Below are 16,724 nucleotides of genomic sequence, written 5' to 3'. Positions count from 1 at the left end.
AAAGAAAAAAGCCTTTGAAATGTAGATTTCAAGGGCTTTTCGTTTACTTAATTATTTTACTTCTGTAAAGGTTTAAAATGTTGTTTTAGCTGGCTGAAAGTGTTGTTAAATTAAGGTTTTTAGTGTATTCATTCAAAAAATGTAGTCAAAAATGTAGTCATTAGACTAGCTTGTTAGTTTGGCTATTTCTTTCAGATAAATCTCCACTGCTTCAGCTTTCTTTTTAGGAGCAAGTTCAGCATAGGTATCCATAGTTGTTTGGATGGATTTATGCCCCATTCTTTCTTGAAGTTCTTTCCAGTTTGCACCAGCATTCAGCATTAAAGAAGCGTGAGTATGACGGAATAGATGAAAACCATAGTTTGGTAATTCTAACTCTGTTAGACGTTTTTTCAGAGTTGTACGTTTATTCCTATCACACATGTAATTGCCGTAAATGGTAGGGAAGATTAAATCAGAAATTGGAACTCCATGTTTAGTGAAGTAGTTTGCCATCTCATTATGAAAGGCTTGTAGATTTTCTAAAATCTGAAGAGGGACAGCCACACGACGATTTCCTGAGTCGGTTTTTGCACTATCCTTGCAAATCATCTCTCCTTTAATACCGAGTTTCTTGTTCCCTGCTTTCCACATAAGTGTTTTATTGACAATAATTTCATTTGTCTCAAAATCAAGGTCATGAATAGTGAGAGCAAGCAATTCATTGATACGTAGTGCAGAGGCTAAAAGCGTATCACAGATGATGTGAAAGCGACGGTTTGCACGTGTATCAGGAAGACTATTGAGGTAGTTTAGCCATTTAGCCAAATCGTCATCATGTAACACCATAACACGTTTTTTAGTTAATTTTGGCTTGGGTGGGATTTTGACTGTACGTGCTGGATTATGGGTAAGTTCAAAATTGGTTATGCCGAAATCAAAAATATCGCTTAACTTATAAATAACAGCTCCAAAATCTTTAGCATGACCTTTTTTTGATTTTTTAGCTCCAGATTCAACAGATTTTTTTGATTGCTGTGCTAACTTGTTGACCCAAATTTGAATATCTGCTGATTTGATTTCCTCTGATCTATATTCTCCAAACTTTGGGATTATGTAAGTATCCAGATAACTTCTCACACGGTTAATTGTATTTTGTGATGATACCCATGTTACGAAACTAATAAACCATGCCTCAGCAAGTTCTTCAAAATTATTGATAACCATTGTCTCTTTTAGTGTTGAACCTTTTGTTTCAAAATCAAGGCGAGCTTGAATGATTTTTCTATCAAGACTTCGTAGGGTCTTAGCTGTAATAGATGAAGTGACTTTTTTACCTGTTTTGATATCAATCCCGATGTAAACACCTCTTTGAGTGTAGCTGATTGTACCGTTATTTTTTGTAGTTTTCGTTACCTTTCGATTATTATGAATGATAGTTTCTTTTTGCATACTAGCCTTCTTGCTTCGGATATACAAAAGGCTAAAATAACAACCTCACATATATTTATTGTGATAGTCTTATTTTAGCACATTTTGAGTTAAGGAGTTAAATATTTTATAACATCTTCCATCTTATAATAGACTGTTCTTGTGCCCTCTATGGGAGGTTCAAGTCTTTTTAGTCCTGTTTTTTCCCATGATTTCAAGGTGTTAGGAGAAATTTGAAGGAGTGACAACAATTCCTTCTGAGTTACGATACTTAAGTTTTTCTGTTTTTCTTGCTGATATTGACTGATGCTTACTAAGACATTCAGCAATTGTTCAATCTGAGTTAGTTTAGCGTACTCAATATTAGTCATTATCTTCGTTCTCCTTTCCATAGCCTGAGTGACGACGTGAATCAAGATATTTTGCAAAGAAGTAGGTCTTATCAACAATAATACTTAGGAGCATTGGGTTTTCATCACGTGCATACATAACAAGGTTATTAAACTCCGTAAAATTATGTTCCTCAATAGTATCGATTACACTTGATAGAAATTCATCATTGTTATTGCTAATGAGAAATTTATCAAGTTCAAAACCACATCCTGATTCAATATCTTCAATATCATAAGGGCTCTTCTCAGGATTTTCAGCATGGATAAAGTAATCATACATGCCTTTAGGAGACATGACGATTTCTACATGGGCAGGGGTGTTCAGTTTTTCTGTTAAAAGTTCTGAGACTTGTGAGTAGCTTTTTAATGAATCGAAGAACAAAGCGCCGTGTTTGTGCGATTTCTTAAATTCACCCGTTTGCTTGTTAACATCTTTATCATGCCAAGGACTGAGTACAAAGGGGACATGTATCTCTTCAAGGATATCCAAATAATTTTCAGGGGCGCTCTCTTGATAGAGAAGGAAGGCCCATTTGCTGGAGCGTTTTTCTTTTGCCATAGGCAGGTACCTCATTTCTAGTTCTTATCTATAAGGAGAATTTTAGGGTGATTTTGGTAGTCTTAGTCTCAAAATTATGATTATTGATTATTGACCTATTGGGGGTCGTAGTCACCCCAATAGGTCAAGATGAGAAAAGAAGAAAGGGGCTGTTTGGCTCTTGCTTCGCAAGCCACAGCCCCTAAAGATTAACGCTTTTTACCAATGAACCATAACTGGTTACGAACACGAGTGGGAGAAGAGAAATAATAATCTGTATGTTGACTTGCAATCTCTTCTTTTAGTTGACTTTCCATTTCTTTTAGGATTTTCTGTCCTTGTTGGTCTTTCGGTACTCTAATAAAGATAACCATATAATCCGCACGAATATCTACGATACACCTGCGAACAGCCCGATTGAATCCGTTATGAACGGGATTGGTTGTTGTGACCGACTGATGTTCAAAGTTGGTTATTCTCTGTTTTTTATCACGCTGGGTTAGAAAGTATCGTAATAGAAAAGTATGATACACGGATTGAACATAGTTCTCAAAGCTATCTTCTTTCAAACGATTCATTATCTCTATACTAGTTAATGTCAAAGCAATTATAAAAGCTGTTGTTGCCAATAAGTAAATAACGGAACTGATTCTATAAAACAAAGTTGTGATAACTTCAAGGTCTAGTATAGTGATAGTTCTAATTTGAACAGCAACATGATGGAATAACCAACCAAAAAGCCAACAAATAGGGGAGGAGATGAGTAACCATAGAATTAGGTTGAAAGTCCTCATGAAATAGGTTTTAGTTGTCATAAAACACCTCGCTTGGTGTAATAGGTTGGACAGAGTAGGGGGAGGACTTGATATGGGTGCTCATTATCGATAATTTGAATGATACCTGTACCGTTTCCTATCGGAATAACAATCCCCTCTGGGTCTAGGTCTGGAAATAAAAATTGAGTGGTTTTTTGATTGATATTCCCAATTTGTAATAATACGTTTAGTTGTTCCCTCACTGATATAGGAATGGTATTGTGGTCAAATCGCTGACTAACTAAGAACAAATGTATTTTTGTAGCTCTTCCCAACAATGCAATCTGCGAGAGTAGGGCGAATAAGGCTTCTTTTATGTTCTTATTAACTCCCTCTGATAAGGCTAGAACTTCATCAATCACAATGGTCAGATGAGTGAATTTGTGATTGGGGTTATCATATAAGATAGCCTGCCTCTTCTGAATGAGAGTTGTACACTGACTTAATTGTTCATTGACCTGTGAGACAAAATCTGATTTTGAACGGTTTTCAACAGGGTGGATAACCGCAATTTGATTTTCTCTTGCCCATCTGCTTGGGGTATCAAATTTAGGGTCAATGATAATCAGGTCGGACATATGTTTTAGTACACTCAAGAAGTAAGTCAGGGCGTAAGACTTCCCTGAACCAGAATTTCCAGCAATAGCCCAGTGGTTGACCTTATCCAAATTAAGTTCAAAGTGCTTCATAATGGGAATTTTTCCTTGTGGTACGCTAGCTTAAAATTTGTCTAAATCAGGAATGGTTAAACGTTCTGAAATTCCCTTTTTCCAAGGGAAAAACAATCCACGTTGAATGTGTAAGTCATCTGTTTCGAGTGGAACAAAATAGGTTGCATTTTGTTTTAAGAGGGTAAATTGAGGATAGAGAGAAGCGTTAGCAATCAGAAAAATTTTCTTGTACAAGTCATCATCCAAGATATAAGCACATGGTAAACGAGGGACAAAGATAAATCCGTCTTCTTCGATAACAATATTAAACGAGTTGGTGTAGCTGGTTTCTCCCTGCATTAAAGCCCCAAGAGCCATGTTTAGGCTCTGGAGCAGATAAGATTGCAGGAAAGATTGGTTCAGCACATCACGAGATTGTGAAGTCATTACCGAACCTCCTTGATACCCGTTCGCTTTGAAGTAAATGTTATACTTTACTTCGCAGGCTTGTAGGGTGTCGAATTGAATCATGGATTGGAAAGCTGGTAGCTTAATAGTATCTTCAAACTTCACTTGGAAAGGGTCTTGACCTTCTTGTACAAACCATGCCTTGTAAGCAACGATTTCTCCTGTTGGTTTCCCATCCTCAAACCGTTGTTGTGGTTCAAGTTCGGTACTAAGAGAGAAAATTGGTAGATTTTGACTGATGATTTTATCAGCCAATGTAGTTGTGTAACCACCTTTGGTGGTTTTCATTTTGAATGCCATGGGCAATTCCTCCTATATTATAGAAAATAATGTGAATGAGACGTGCTCGGTTTTTATCATGAGCTGGATACTGTATCTAGGTCATATCCATCACCTCCTATATATAGGAGATTCAGAATATGGTTTTCGGAATTTTTTTAAAAAAACTAGTAGTCTTTTGTTGACTACTAGTTAATCTATTATGATTGCATTTTTTTAAGAACCTGTTTACAGGCTTCCTTGTAGTACTTTTTAGCAGTCTTATCAGACCGACCAATTAGTTGACTAGCTTTTGTAGTATTTAGACCATTTTCAAATATAGCTTTAAAAACGGTACGGTGTTCTTCATCTAATTCAGCTAATGCCTCACAATAAAGTTGCTCTTCAACTTCCATGATGGTATAGTCTTCACCAGAACAAGAATTGCTTTGAATAAGTTCTTGAAGTGTCGTTTCACGTCCATCTTCAGAGATAACAAAGTCTAGACTAGATATTTGGTGGTATCTGATTTTACGTTGATAATTTTCTTCTAGTCTATCTAAGTGTTTTAGCTCATTAAGCCAAAATTCTTGTTCATGTGGCTCGAGACCATCTACTAATTCAACATTTGTAGGGTAATGTATTTGCATATCTGCCTCTTTCCAACAGCCCGTTTTAGGAGCGGAAAGAAACGATATGAGCGAGCATTGAACGCCGAGTATGACGAAAGGCACACCAAAAACATGGCGGAACAATACAATGCAGAATATGACCATTACTGTCATATCTTCATATCTGTTTAGTTCCGTCCTTTTGATGCGCATCAATTTGGACTGTTAAAAATTTATTTCAAGATTTTTTCTTGATATGTTCAGTATAGTGCAAAAACTATCGAAATTTTTTACTCTCCGTTTTTCTACGAAATCCAAATTTGTAAAAATGAGTGTAAAAAAAAGACTAAGCATTAATGCCTAGTCATTAGAGTGCAAATTTTCTTATCTCTTCCTCATTTAATAATTTAATAAAGGCTTGCTGAACCTTATCCAGAGAGTAAGCCATTTCAAGTAATTCTTCGTTTAATTTCTCTTGGAAATAGTGTGTTACTTGTGTATTGTTTGTTAATAAACCTTCAATATGGCGAGAGACACTTGTATTGTCTAAATTAATGTCATAGAGGTCAACTAAATCAATAAGTTCGATGTCATTTATTCCCTGAGATGCAGTTTCTTCTATTCTTTTCTTATCCTCTAGTGAAAATCTTGTTGGCTCTATTTGAATAGCAGATCTTTCCTGAATTGGTCTTGTTGCATAAGGATTAGAGACCCAACTGATTATTTCATCAAAAGTTCTTTCCTCAATCCTTTCTATATCACTGGATTTATGAATTCGAATACCTATATTTGTTAGCTCTTCTTCAGAATATTTTTGGTACAAGTCTGTGATATCTTTACCTTGACTTACTAACTTCATAAAGTCATTATTTATCTGTAAAGTTTTTAATTCATCTATTTTTTGACTTCCAGTCACATTCAACGAAAAAGTTGACCTTGCTTTTTTGGAAATAACTAACGGAACGGACGTAAGGTAAGATTTTGGGATATTTTCTTTATACATTCGTTCTAGAATATCATCAACCAGGAATCCGATATTAAATAGTGGATTTTCTTTGAGTTTTTTTATTAGGTTAGGGATAATTTCTGTCGAAACATTATCATACCACCATTTATTGATAAGTGGGTCAATGTTTTCTGGCCTAAATGTTGAGGGTATGCCATTTCCGTCTAATTCAAATAGGATGCCACAGACATAAACTTCAAATGATTTAATTAAATTATCCCCTAACATCAACCAAAGAATATCAAACATTTCTTCAAAATCAATGACAGTTAATTCATTGATAGTACTGGTTCTAAAACTTCTAGCGAGGTTATAACTTTTTTCACCAACAGTAATGTCAATGTCATCTTTCTTGTGAAAAGTATCCATTTCAGTTTCATCAGAAGCCAAAAAATTTTTTCTTTGAATATTGAAATTTGCGAATGTCTTGGAAAGTCTAAGACAGCTGGATTGTATTGAAATTAAATCATCGTCCGAAAAAGAATACATTCTTTTATCTACAGTTTCCAAATCTCTAAATAAAATAGAGCTGAAGCAGTGGTAAAACATATTTTCAACAAATTTGGCAATATCTCCAAAAATAATTTCTTTATAGTCCGAGTCGGTTTGAGTATTCAAATAAAGCAATATTGAAGCGGTAACTTGTCGCTTTCCCTTTTCAACTTGGCTAACTTGACCTGCATTACCTAGGTCACTTTGCTTTAAATTATACTTTTTTCTTAAACATTTGATACGAGTAGGTATTACTTGTGAGTAATTTTCATCAAAAAATTTCATAGATAAGCCCCCTATAAACATGGAAAAGTAGTAAAAATAGTTGTTATCCTAGTTGATTAAAAAAATCTCTGATTTCCTCATCTTTTATAAAATAATATATAATTTTCCCCTCTCTTCTAGTGTCCAAGATGTTTTGATTGGCTAGTTTACGAAGATGGTGGGAGGCAGATGCCATACTGAGATTTAGTAAACAGGCTATATCGCAGACACAGAGTTCTTCAACAGCAAGGAGATAAAAGATGATATTTATCTGTTTATTATCGGTAAACTTTGATAAAATGCGAAGTGATTTTTGGACTTTTTCCTTTTCAAGGTAGTTCGTTGCGGTTGTAACATTTTGTTGATTTATAACATTCACTTGGCAGATACTATCTTTTTTCAAAATATTTTCTCCTAGCCTAACACAGTCCATAGCATGTCAAAACTGTTGTTTTCAATCAGGATATATATCCCCAATCCTAAATAAACAACGGCAATAAACCATCTGCTATATTTTTCCAAAGTTTCTCCAACAGAAGGGACTTGTGCCAATTTTTGGGCAGAAAAAACCAAGAGATAAATCATGACTAGAAAGGTCAGTAAAGCCACTATCAAATTCGCTAAATTTAAGGTAGTAAAATACGGGACAAAGACACCAATATTGTCAGCACCACAACTTGCAAAAGTAATCATAGCGACTAGAAAAATCAGGTTTTTATTATCTTTGCTCAAACCTTCTTTGGCAATAGCTTCTCCATCAGAATCTCCTAAAAGCAAAACTTTGAGGCCTAGGAAAATTGGAATCAAACCGAGCAAACCTAAAATCTCTTTACTAGGAATATAATCTAAGACAAATGCAAAAAGCAAACTTAGCAATATTAGACTAACAGAGCCTAGAAATTGTCCTAAATAGATGTTAATGATGTCTTTTCTGCTTTTTCTTTTGGCAAAAAATAACATTAGGATAATAAGTAAGTCTACGGCTGTCCCAGAATACAGGATTATTGAAGTAACAACATTTTGAATCATAAAACACCTCATTCAAATATATTTTTGAATGAATTTTAACATTAAACTTTGTAGATGTCAATTTCAGCTCCACCAAAATATAGATAAGAAGTTAGTGTACCAAATATAAAAAAGCCCTGCCATCCAAATGATAACAGGGCTTAACTTCAATATCCAAATGATATATTCATCTAAAAAAGGTAGAGTAAAAGGTAGAGTTCTTATTGATTTATATTACAATGTAATGAACTTCAAAAATTCAAAAATCGCTTAAAATCAACGTTTTGACGTCTAATGACGTGTAGTGAACCCCTTACTTAACCTCTGTAAATGTTACGTGTTTACGTAATTTTGGTGAGTATTTTTTCAATTGAAGACGGTCTGGAGTGTTACGTTTGTTTTTTGAAGTAAGGTACAAGCGTTCACCAGATTCTTTGTGTTCAAGTGTAATATTTACGCGCATGGTATCTCCCTTCTATTATTTAGCTTCGTTAGCTTTAGCGATTTTACGTCCTTTGTAGTATCCTTTAAGGGATACACGGTGAGAACGTGAGTAATCTCCAGTAGTTTCGTCGAATTGTACAGATGGAGCTGTCAATTTGTAGTGTGTACGACGTTTGTTCTTTTTAGCTTTTGACGTGTGACGTGCAGGAACTGCCATTTTTTCTATCCTCCGATTTAAACTTTTGAGGGTCTTGTAGTAACTAAGTCAAGGGTTAAAAGGAACTTTTCCCTATATGCTTACGTTTTTGACCCAACTTATTTGTTTTGTTGTGTTATGGCTTTCGCCAACTTTAATATAGTACCACAACTTTTTTGTAAAGTAAAGTTACTTGACAAAAATTTTAGAAAAAGCTCTGCTATTCTACAAAAAGAAGCGGAAAAATGTTAGAATAGAAGCAATTATTGAGTAATAGAAAGGAAGAGGGTTGTAAGCTTATGACGATTGTTGGTATAAGCTAAAAACTTGAAAGACAAGCTATTTGGTTAAGGTAATTGTTAGCTAAAGGCGTTTATGTCTTGAAGTAGCACTCTCTTAGTATGTTAACCATGGCATTTCAAAAACCAAAAGGAACTCAGGATATTCTGCCTGGAGATGCTGCGAAATGGCAGTATGTGGAATCTGTTGCGCGTGATACGTTTAGCCAATATAATTATGGAGAAATTCGTACCCCTATGTTTGAACACTACGAGGTAATCTCGCGGTCTGTGGGTGATACGACTGATATTGTGACGAAGGAAATGTATGATTTCTATGATAAAGGAGATCGTCACATTACCTTGCGACCAGAGGGCACAGCTCCAGTGGTACGTTCTTATGTTGAAAATAAATTGTTTGCGCCAGAGGTCCAAAAACCTGTCAAACTTTATTATATCGGTTCCATGTTCCGCTACGAACGCCCTCAAGCTGGTCGTTTACGTGAATTTCACCAGATTGGGGTAGAATGTTTCGGCGCTGCTAATCCAGCAACAGATGTTGAAACCATTGCGATGGCCTATCACCTCTTTGAAAAATTGGGCATTAAGGATGTCACCCTTCACTTAAATAGTTTAGGAAGTCCCGAAAGTCGTGCGGCCTATCGTCAAGCCTTGATTGACTACCTGACTCCAATGCGTGATCAGTTATCTAAAAATAGTCAACGTCGGTTGGATGAAAACCCACTGCGCGTGCTTGATTCTAAAGAAAAAGAAGATAAACTAGCCGTTGAAAAGGCGCCTTCTATTTTGGATTACTTAGATGAGGAAAGTCAGGCGCACTTTGAGGCAGTCAAAGCTATGCTTGAAGCACTTGACATTCCTTATGTGATTGACACCAATATGGTGCGTGGCCTTGATTACTATAACCACACTATTTTTGAATTCATCACGTCTGTGGAAGGTTCTGACTTAACTATCTGTGCGGGTGGACGTTATGATAGTTTGGTAGGTTATTTTGGTGGGCCTGAGACTCCAGGATTTGGATTTGGTCTTGGTTTAGAACGTCTCTTGATGATTATTGAAAAGCAGGGCATTACCTTGCCAATTGAGACAGAGATGGATGTTTACCTTGCTGTGTTAGGTGATGGTGCTAATAGCAAAGCTTTAGAATTGGTTCAAGCCATTCGCCGTCAAGGGTTTACAGCTGAACGAGATTACCTTGGCCGTAAGATTAAGGCTCAGTTTAAATCAGCCGATACCTTTAAAGCAAAATTGGTAATGACTTTAGGAGAAAGTGAAGTTGAAGCAGGCAAAGCTGTGATTAAGAATAATCGTAGCCGCCAAGAATTGGAAGTCAGTTTTGAAGATATGATGACTAACTTTGCGAACGTCTCAGAGCAATTATTGTCTTAATGATTTTATTGTCGTCATAAGCTTGTGTTGATATGATTGTTTAGAAGATAATCACTAAAATAGGTGTAACTTCTCTTTTTAGAAGGGAGTTGCACCTGTTTGTTTTCTGTAAGGGGATTGATTAGCTTTCTTAGTATTCTGTGAGGACACTTGATATGTCAAAATGCTGACGACTCAGTATTCTTGTTCTATCTTTAGAAAAACTCTTTTTAAATGGGTGGGGTTTTTAAGGGCTTTTTGCTATAATAGTAGGGAATGAATTAATTGATTTATATTGTGAAAGGAATTGGAAACGAGCAGGTTTCACAGGATTCTGTTTGTTTTAGGGAATTTATTTATGAAACGTAGCATGTATGCAGGGCGTGTTCGCGAAGAACACATTGGAACGACAATCACATTGAAAGGATGGGTAGGACGCCGACGTGACTTGGGTGGTCTCATCTTTATTGATTTGCGTGACCGTGAGGGTGTGATGCAATTAGTCATTAATCCTGAGGATGTGTCTAGTGATGTGATGGCAACTGCTGAACGTCTACGTAGTGAATATGTGATTGAAGTGGAAGGTCTTGTTGAAGCTCGACAACAAGCCAATGATAAGTTGGCGACAGGGATGGTTGAGTTAAAAGTATCTGCTTTGACCATTTTAAACACAGCTAAAACGACGCCTTTTGAAATTAAAGATGACGTTGAAGTAAGTGACGACACACGTTTACGTTACCGTTACTTAGATTTACGTCGTCCAGAAATGTTAGAAAACTTCAAGCTACGTGCAAAAGTGACTCATTCTATCCGTAATTACCTTGATGACCTTGAGTTTATTGATGTCGAGACACCTATGTTGACAAAATCAACTCCAGAAGGTGCGCGTGACTATCTGGTACCAAGTCGTGTTAGCCAAGGGCATTTCTATGCTTTGCCACAAAGTCCGCAAATTACCAAACAGTTATTGATGAATGCTGGTTTTGATCGCTATTACCAAATTGTGAAATGTTTCCGCGATGAAGATCTACGTGGTGACCGTCAACCTGAGTTTACACAAGTTGACTTGGAAACGTCATTCCTTTCTGAACAAGAGATTCAAGACATCGTTGAAGGCATGATTACTAAAGTGATGAAAGAGACAAAAGGAATAGATGTAACTTTACCATTCCCACGCATGAGTTACGATGTAGCAATGAATAGCTACGGCTCTGATAAACCAGACACACGTTTTGAAATGCTTTTACAAGACTTGACAGAGACTGTCAAGGGAATTGACTTCAAGGTTTTCTCAGAAGCACCAGCTGTCAAAGCGATTGTGGTTAAGGAAAATGCAGATCGATACTCTCGTAAAGATATTGACAAATTAACTGAGTTTGCCAAACAATTTGGCGCTAAAGGCCTTGCCTGGGTTAAGGTGACAGATGGTCAATTAGCAGGCCCAGTAGCCAAGTTCTTGACAGCAATTGAGACAGAGTTGTCAAGTCAATTAAAACTTGCTGAGAATGATTTGGTTTTATTTGTAGCGGATACTCTTGAGGTTGCTAATAATACATTAGGTGCCCTTCGTAATCGTATTGCCAAGGACCTTGACATGATTGATCAGTCGCAGTTCAATTTCCTTTGGGTGGTTGATTGGCCAATGTTTGAGTGGTCAGAAGAAGAAGGACGTTATATGTCAGCTCATCACCCATTCACTCTTCCAACGCCAGAATCTGCTCATGAGTTAGAGGGTGATTTGGCTAAGGTACGGGCCATTGCTTATGACATCGTATTAAATGGTTACGAGCTTGGTGGCGGTAGCTTGCGTATCAATCAAAAAGAGATGCAAGAGCGCATGTTCAAGGCTCTTGGGTTCACTGCAGAAGAAGCTAATGACCAATTTGGTTTCTTACTAGAAGCGATGGACTACGGCTTCCCACCACATGGTGGCTTGGCGATTGGTCTTGACCGTTTTGTCATGTTGCTTGCTGGAAAAGACAATATTCGAGAAGTTATTGCCTTCCCTAAAAATAACAAAGCCTCTGATCCAATGACGCAAGCACCTAGTCTTGTTTCTGAAAAACAATTAGAAGAACTCAGTCTTCAAATAGAAAGTCATGATTAAGAAAACAACTTACAAGAAAAAAGTTAAATATGTCATTAGTAGGGGAGCCAAGAAAGTTGGGCTACTCCACGCTCTAAGAAGTATTTCAAGAGAAAAATATGCAGAGAAGATTTCGGCTTCTCTGCTTTATGGCATTCTCTCCAGTATTGCTGTGAATTTTTTCTTCCAGCCAGGGCATGTTTATTCAAGTGGGGCAACTGGTCTAGCACAGGTTTTTTCAGCTCTTAGTCATCGTCTTTTAGGTTACGATTTTCCTATTGCGCTTGCGTTTTACTTGATCAATATTCCTTTGCTTATCTTAGCTTGGTATAAAATTGGGCACCAATTTACCATTTTTACCTTTATCACGGTTAGCATGAGCTCTTTCTTTATTCAAATCATGCCTCAAGTGACATTGACGACTGATCCTCTTATCAATGCTATTTTTGGTGGTTTGGTCATGGGTATGGGGATTGGTACAGGTTTTAAATCACGGATTTCAAGTGGTGGAACTGATATTATTAGTTTGACCCTTAGAAAGCGAACTGGAAAAGATGTGGGAAGTTTGTCATTGATGGTGAATGGTGCCATTTTGACCTTTGCGGGCATCTTGTTTGGTTGGCAGTACGCTCTCTATTCTATGGTCTCTATCTTTGTATCGAGCCGTGTTACGGATGCCATTTTCACCAAGCAAAAGAAAATGCAGGCAACCATTATTACAAGTCATCCAGAGCGTGTGATTCAAATGATTCACAAACGATTGCATCGTGGCGTGACGAGTATTAATGATGCAGAGGGTACCTATAAGCATGAACAAAAAGCCGTCTTAATTACCATTTTGACACGAGAAGAATACACAGAATTTAAATGGTTGATGTTAAAAGCAGACCCTCAAGCCTTTGTTTCAGTTGCTGAAAACGTGAGGATTATCGGTCGATTTGTTGAAGAAGATTAATAAAAAACACAGGAGGTGCTATGACAGTTGATCAACGGTTACAGCTAAAGAATTTTTGCTTTATTATTTTAGGAGCAGCTATCTATGCATTTGCCTTTGTTTATTTTTATATGGCTAATCGGATTGCGGCTAATGGACTAGCTGGTCTAACGTTAGTTGGGAAGGCCCTGTTTGATATCGCCCCCTCCTTGACAGGATATCTGATAAATTTGCCTCTAGTGCTACTAGGCGCCAAACTTTTTGGAAAAAGAGCTATGGTTTACACAGTGACAGGCATTTTTTCGCTTTACTTTTTTGTTTGGGTCTTTCAGCAACTTCCTTTGGTAGTTGATTTGGATCATGATAATTTAGTGGTTTCGTTGATGGCTGGGATTATAGGAGGTCTTGGTGGAGGACTTGTCTTTCGAAATGGGGGAACCATCGGTGGAGCAGATATTATTGCCAAATTATTTGAAGACAAATTAGGTTTACAACTGAATCAAGCCCTTTTGGGGATTGATATTTTTGTCATGATTGTTTCTTTAACCTATATTTCATTACCTCAAATGATGTATGCTTTAATTGCTAGCTTTATGTATGGTCAGATTGTTCGTCTGGTACAACAAGGCGGTTATACGGCACGTGGCACCCTTATTATTTCAGATCAATCGGAGACAATTGCTCGGTTCATTATGGAGGAGTTAGGGAGGGGGGTCACTTACTTACATGGTGAAGGGGCCTACTCTGGTCGTGATAAAAAAGTCATTTATGTGGCTTTGGGGCGAACAGATATTAGGGAGTTAAAAGCCTTTCTAGCTCAAATCGATCCGGATGCATTTGTCTCTTATTTTGATGTGGATGAAGTGAATAGCCCAGAGTTTGTCGCCACTAAGAGCAAATACCATAAAAAGAAAAGTCGAAGCAATGTTTCCAAACGGTAACCCATTTTAACGAATAGTGAGGATAATGAATGACACGTCACGATAAACTGACTAAACTAATAGAACTGTTGTTAATAGCCCTAGGAGTGGCCATCTACACTTTTGGCTTTGTTAACTTTAATATGGCCAATGCCTTAGCTGAAGGTGGTGTGGCAGGGATAACCCTAATTCTACATGCACATTTTGGGATTAACCCCGCTTACTCTTCTCTTTTGTTTAACCTCCCGCTTTTTATTTTAGGGGCAAAAATTTTTGGGAAGCGTTCCTTAGCATTGACTATTTACGGAACAGTTCTGATGTCTGTGTTTATCTGGATGTGGCAAAAGGTTCCCATGGAATTGGGTCTAGAAAATGATATGATGTTAGTAGCTGTCGTAGCAGGACTCTTTTCGGGGATTGGCAGCGGCCTGGTTTTCCGCTATGGTGCAACGACGGGAGGAACAGATATTATCGGACGGATTGCTGAAGAAAAATTTGGAGCTAAATTAGGTCAGACTTTACTGCTAGTTGATGCCCTTGTTTTGACGGCTTCCTTAACCTATGTGGACTTAAAACATATGCTTTACACCCTAGTGGCTAGTTTTGTCTTTAGCCAAATGATTAGTGTTGTCCAAAATGGTGGGTATACTATCCGTGGTATGATTATCATTACCAAGCATTCTGAAGCTGCCGCTCAGGCTATTTTAAATGAAATTAACCGTGGGGTGACTTACTTGAAGGGTCAGGGGGCTTATTCAGGGAATGATTACAATATCATGTATGTGACCCTTAATCCAACAGAAGTCAGAGAAGTGAAACGGATACTATCAGAATTAGACCCAGATGCCTTTATCTCCATTCTTGATGTGGATGAAGTGATTAGTTCAGATTTTAAAATTCGTCGTAAAAATTTTGATAAGCCTATTGAAAAGGCTTTACAGAAGAAACCTAAGCTGCTAAAATAAAAGCAACAAATGAAATAAGAGGTTGAAAAAAGCCATGATTAACAACTAACTCATCGTCATACACTAATCTTTGAATGATTGTGAATCAAGGAAGTAGTGTGTACTTTGAGGTTTGAAAATCAGGGCTTTTTGTGTGCACTTTTTCAAACCTTTCTTGTCAGAGAAAGGATAACACGATGGAAATACTCACATTGTCTCATTACCAATTAGAAGTAGGAGGAAATCTTCTCTTATCGATTAACCAATTACACCTTCATCAAGGGGATAAGGTTTTTCTGATAGGTGACAATGGTTCTGGGAAAACGAGCTTTTTGCAAACTCTTATAGGAGAAAGGCGATCTTATCAGGGTCAACTTAGTTTACATAGTGACGTTGCTTACTTGCCTCAACTACAAGCAGCTCAAAACCAATCTGGTGGAGAGAAGGTGATGGCTTCATTAAAGGTACTTTTTCAAAAGAATGCTTCTTTGCTCATTCTGGATGAACCTAGTTCACACTTAGATAAGGCTAATCAGAAGTGGTTGATTCATCAACTCAAACGGTATCGTGGTACTCTTTTAGTGGTAAGCCATGACCGCTATTTGATGAACCAGATAGCTCAACAAATATGGGCCATTGAAAAACAGGATATAAAGGTTTATCAAGGAAATTATGACGCCTATAGACAAGTCAAAGAACTAGAAATGCAAAAACAAGCTATTGAAAAGGCTAACTATCAGCGTCAGGTGACTAAGCTAACAAAGCAAATTCAAGCGAAAAAAGAACGTGCCAACCAAATGGTAAAGCCTAAAAAAAACATCTCACGTTCAGATTGGAAAGTGAATGCTTTTGCAGGTAGTTATGATTCTCAGGCTAAGCGGATAGCCAAGTCAGCAAAGGCGATGGAAAATCGTTTAGCCAAACTTACACCTAATAGACAGGAAAGCAAAGAGATTTGGGCTAAATTGAAATTCAATCCTCAGGAGAAGAAAATCCCTCACACCCTTATCCATCTAAGAGAGGGGAACTTATCTCGGAATAAGCAGATTTTGTTTACATATCCAGACATAGCTATTAGAGCTGACAGTAAATTAGCTATTATTGGTAGAAATAAGGCTGGGAAGTCAACGTTTTTAGAGTCTCTGGCCAATCAGGACTTACCTGGATTTTATAGTGACCACCTTAAACTAACTTTTTTTAAGCAAGATCAGGTGCAATTAGATAGTCAATTAACTGCTTTTGAGTTTGTACAAGAACAGTCTAATCAAGACAGCAGACTTATTCTCAATTATCTAGCTATGATGGGGATTCCTTATCAAAAAGCACACCAAAAGATAGCTAGTCTATCTGGAGGTGAAAGGGTTCGGTTGGCTTTAGTAGGTGCTATGCTTGGTGATCACCAATTGCTGATTCTGGATGAACCAACGAACTATTTGGACCTTGTTGCCATGGAAGCGCTGGAAAGGTGTTTAAAACAGTACCCTTATCCTTTTGTTCTAGTGTCACATGATCAGCAGTTTGTATCATCTGTGGTCAATCGCTGTTATGTTATTAGGGACGGGCAGTTAGAGGAGATTGATAAAGACCACTTTTGAATATTTTTTGACAAAACCAAAAG

Annotated in this window: 16 protein-coding genes and 3 pseudogenes; 7 read left to right on the top strand and 12 right to left on the bottom strand. The window is 37.3% G+C overall.

Going from position 1 to position 16,724, the window contains the following annotated elements; translation table 11 throughout:
* Window positions 1–165 precede the first annotated feature (165 nt).
* The 10 genes and pseudogenes from FQT67_RS10415 to FQT67_RS10370 form a co-directional block, all read right to left on the bottom strand.
* Window positions 166–1,431, bottom strand: coding sequence for a site-specific integrase (locus FQT67_RS10415; protein WP_143936427.1), 1,266 nt, complete (start codon window positions 1,429–1,431; stop codon window positions 166–168).
* An 89-nt stretch (window positions 1,432–1,520) separates the two neighbouring features.
* Window positions 1,521–1,781 (bottom strand): MerR family transcriptional regulator, encoded by a 261-nt coding sequence (locus FQT67_RS10410; protein WP_046177154.1) that lies wholly within the window; start codon window positions 1,779–1,781, stop codon window positions 1,521–1,523.
* A complete protein-coding gene (locus FQT67_RS10405; RefSeq protein WP_046177153.1) occupies window positions 1,774–2,361 on the bottom strand; it encodes a replication protein in 588 nt (195 codons plus the stop codon). The genes FQT67_RS10410 and FQT67_RS10405 overlap by 8 nt, the downstream gene beginning before the upstream one ends.
* A 188-nt stretch (window positions 2,362–2,549) precedes the next feature.
* Window positions 2,550–3,155 carry a hypothetical protein gene (locus FQT67_RS10400; protein ID WP_046177152.1) on the bottom strand — a complete coding sequence of 202 codons (606 nt, stop codon included), beginning with the start codon at window positions 3,153–3,155 and terminating at the stop codon, window positions 2,550–2,552.
* Window positions 3,152–4,252 (bottom strand): annotated as a pseudogene (locus FQT67_RS10395) (cell division protein FtsK). The gene FQT67_RS10400 and the pseudogene FQT67_RS10395 overlap by 4 nt, the downstream one beginning before the upstream one ends.
* Before the next feature lie 18 nt (window positions 4,253–4,270).
* Window positions 4,271–4,573, bottom strand: a pseudogene (locus tag FQT67_RS10390) (hypothetical protein); the annotation flags it as partial.
* Between the two features lie 179 nt (window positions 4,574–4,752).
* A complete protein-coding gene (locus FQT67_RS10385) occupies window positions 4,753–5,181 on the bottom strand; it encodes a sigma factor-like helix-turn-helix DNA-binding protein (RefSeq protein WP_046177151.1) in 429 nt (142 codons plus the stop codon).
* A gap of 328 nt (window positions 5,182–5,509) precedes the next feature.
* Window positions 5,510–6,925 carry a helix-turn-helix transcriptional regulator gene (locus tag FQT67_RS10380; protein WP_046177150.1) on the bottom strand — a complete coding sequence of 472 codons (1,416 nt, stop codon included), beginning with the start codon at window positions 6,923–6,925 and terminating at the stop codon, window positions 5,510–5,512.
* Between the two features lie 43 nt (window positions 6,926–6,968).
* On the bottom strand, window positions 6,969–7,307 hold the full coding sequence (gene cadX / locus FQT67_RS10375; protein WP_000711091.1) for a Cd(II)/Zn(II)-sensing metalloregulatory transcriptional regulator CadX: 339 nt from the start codon (window positions 7,305–7,307) through the stop codon (window positions 6,969–6,971).
* A gap of 11 nt (window positions 7,308–7,318) precedes the next feature.
* The gene (locus tag FQT67_RS10370; protein WP_009880708.1) at window positions 7,319–7,933 is read right to left on the bottom strand and encodes a CadD family cadmium resistance transporter; all 615 of its coding nucleotides are present in this window, start codon (window positions 7,931–7,933) and stop codon (window positions 7,319–7,321) included.
* 28 nt (window positions 7,934–7,961) lie between these two features.
* On the opposite strand from FQT67_RS10370, the pseudogene FQT67_RS11010 reads away from it, so the two are divergent.
* Window positions 7,962–8,186: pseudogene (locus tag FQT67_RS11010) on the top strand (FanG protein).
* A 39-nt stretch (window positions 8,187–8,225) separates the two neighbouring features.
* Here the strand turns inward: FQT67_RS11010 and rpmG are convergent.
* Window positions 8,226–8,375 carry a 50S ribosomal protein L33 gene (gene rpmG / locus FQT67_RS10360; protein ID WP_002982147.1) on the bottom strand — a complete coding sequence of 50 codons (150 nt, stop codon included), beginning with the start codon at window positions 8,373–8,375 and terminating at the stop codon, window positions 8,226–8,228.
* A gap of 15 nt (window positions 8,376–8,390) precedes the next feature.
* Window positions 8,391–8,573, bottom strand: coding sequence for a 50S ribosomal protein L32 (gene rpmF / locus FQT67_RS10355; RefSeq protein ID WP_000290414.1), 183 nt, complete (start codon window positions 8,571–8,573; stop codon window positions 8,391–8,393).
* Window positions 8,574–8,962: 389 nt separating this feature from the next.
* Between rpmF and hisS the strand changes: the two genes are divergently transcribed.
* The 6 genes from hisS (at window position 8,963) to FQT67_RS10325 (ending at window position 16,701) form a co-directional block, all read left to right on the top strand.
* On the top strand, window positions 8,963–10,243 hold the full coding sequence (gene hisS, locus FQT67_RS10350; protein ID WP_046177161.1) for a histidine--tRNA ligase: 1,281 nt from the start codon (window positions 8,963–8,965) through the stop codon (window positions 10,241–10,243).
* Between the two features lie 337 nt (window positions 10,244–10,580).
* Window positions 10,581–12,329: an aspartate--tRNA ligase gene (gene aspS, locus FQT67_RS10345; protein WP_003055520.1), complete on the top strand. Its 1,749-nt coding sequence runs from the start codon at window positions 10,581–10,583 to the stop codon at window positions 12,327–12,329.
* Window positions 12,322–13,263, top strand: a complete 942-nt coding sequence (locus FQT67_RS10340; protein WP_003055524.1) for a YitT family protein — start codon at window positions 12,322–12,324, stop codon at window positions 13,261–13,263. The genes aspS and FQT67_RS10340 overlap by 8 nt, the downstream gene beginning before the upstream one ends.
* Window positions 13,264–13,283: 20 nt before the next feature.
* Window positions 13,284–14,183 carry a YitT family protein gene (locus tag FQT67_RS10335; protein WP_046177149.1) on the top strand — a complete coding sequence of 300 codons (900 nt, stop codon included), beginning with the start codon at window positions 13,284–13,286 and terminating at the stop codon, window positions 14,181–14,183.
* A 29-nt stretch (window positions 14,184–14,212) separates the two neighbouring features.
* Entirely contained in the window at window positions 14,213–15,127 is a 915-nt protein-coding gene (locus FQT67_RS10330) for a YitT family protein (RefSeq protein WP_003055540.1), read from the top strand.
* 176 nt (window positions 15,128–15,303) lie between these two features.
* A complete protein-coding gene (locus tag FQT67_RS10325) occupies window positions 15,304–16,701 on the top strand; it encodes an ATP-binding cassette domain-containing protein (protein ID WP_014612639.1) in 1,398 nt (465 codons plus the stop codon).
* Window positions 16,702–16,724: the final 23 nt, after the last annotated feature.

The organism is Streptococcus sp. NCTC 11567 (assembly GCF_902141215.1).
Taxonomy (GTDB): domain Bacteria; phylum Bacillota; class Bacilli; order Lactobacillales; family Streptococcaceae; genus Streptococcus; species Streptococcus dysgalactiae.
The sequence above is the reverse complement of the archived record's forward strand: the minus strand, read 5'-3'. Positions and strand labels throughout refer to the sequence as shown.

Bases quoted from the DNA above. Each gene is read 5' to 3' on its own strand.
- FQT67_RS10415 (WP_143936427.1), bottom strand. From the start codon at position 1,431: ATGCAAAAAGAAACTATCATTCATAATAATCGAAAGGTAACGAAAACT.
- FQT67_RS10410 (WP_046177154.1), bottom strand. From the start codon at position 1,781: ATGACTAATATTGAGTACGCTAAACTAACTCAGATTGAACAATTGCTG.
- FQT67_RS10405 (WP_046177153.1), bottom strand. From the start codon at position 2,361: ATGGCAAAAGAAAAACGCTCCAGCAAATGGGCCTTCCTTCTCTATCAA.
- FQT67_RS10400 (WP_046177152.1), bottom strand. From the start codon at position 3,155: ATGACAACTAAAACCTATTTCATGAGGACTTTCAACCTAATTCTATGG.
- FQT67_RS10385 (WP_046177151.1), bottom strand. From the start codon at position 5,181: ATGCAAATACATTACCCTACAAATGTTGAATTAGTAGATGGTCTCGAG.
- FQT67_RS10380 (WP_046177150.1), bottom strand. From the start codon at position 6,925: ATGAAATTTTTTGATGAAAATTACTCACAAGTAATACCTACTCGTATC.
- FQT67_RS10370 (WP_009880708.1), bottom strand. From the start codon at position 7,933: ATGATTCAAAATGTTGTTACTTCAATAATCCTGTATTCTGGGACAGCC.
- rpmG (WP_002982147.1), bottom strand. From the start codon at position 8,375: ATGCGCGTAAATATTACACTTGAACACAAAGAATCTGGTGAACGCTTG.
- rpmF (WP_000290414.1), bottom strand. From the start codon at position 8,573: ATGGCAGTTCCTGCACGTCACACGTCAAAAGCTAAAAAGAACAAACGT.
- hisS (WP_046177161.1), top strand. From the start codon at position 8,963: ATGGCATTTCAAAAACCAAAAGGAACTCAGGATATTCTGCCTGGAGAT.
- aspS (WP_003055520.1), top strand. From the start codon at position 10,581: ATGAAACGTAGCATGTATGCAGGGCGTGTTCGCGAAGAACACATTGGA.
- FQT67_RS10340 (WP_003055524.1), top strand. From the start codon at position 12,322: ATGATTAAGAAAACAACTTACAAGAAAAAAGTTAAATATGTCATTAGT.
- FQT67_RS10335 (WP_046177149.1), top strand. From the start codon at position 13,284: ATGACAGTTGATCAACGGTTACAGCTAAAGAATTTTTGCTTTATTATT.
- FQT67_RS10330 (WP_003055540.1), top strand. From the start codon at position 14,213: ATGACACGTCACGATAAACTGACTAAACTAATAGAACTGTTGTTAATA.
- FQT67_RS10325 (WP_014612639.1), top strand. From the start codon at position 15,304: ATGGAAATACTCACATTGTCTCATTACCAATTAGAAGTAGGAGGAAAT.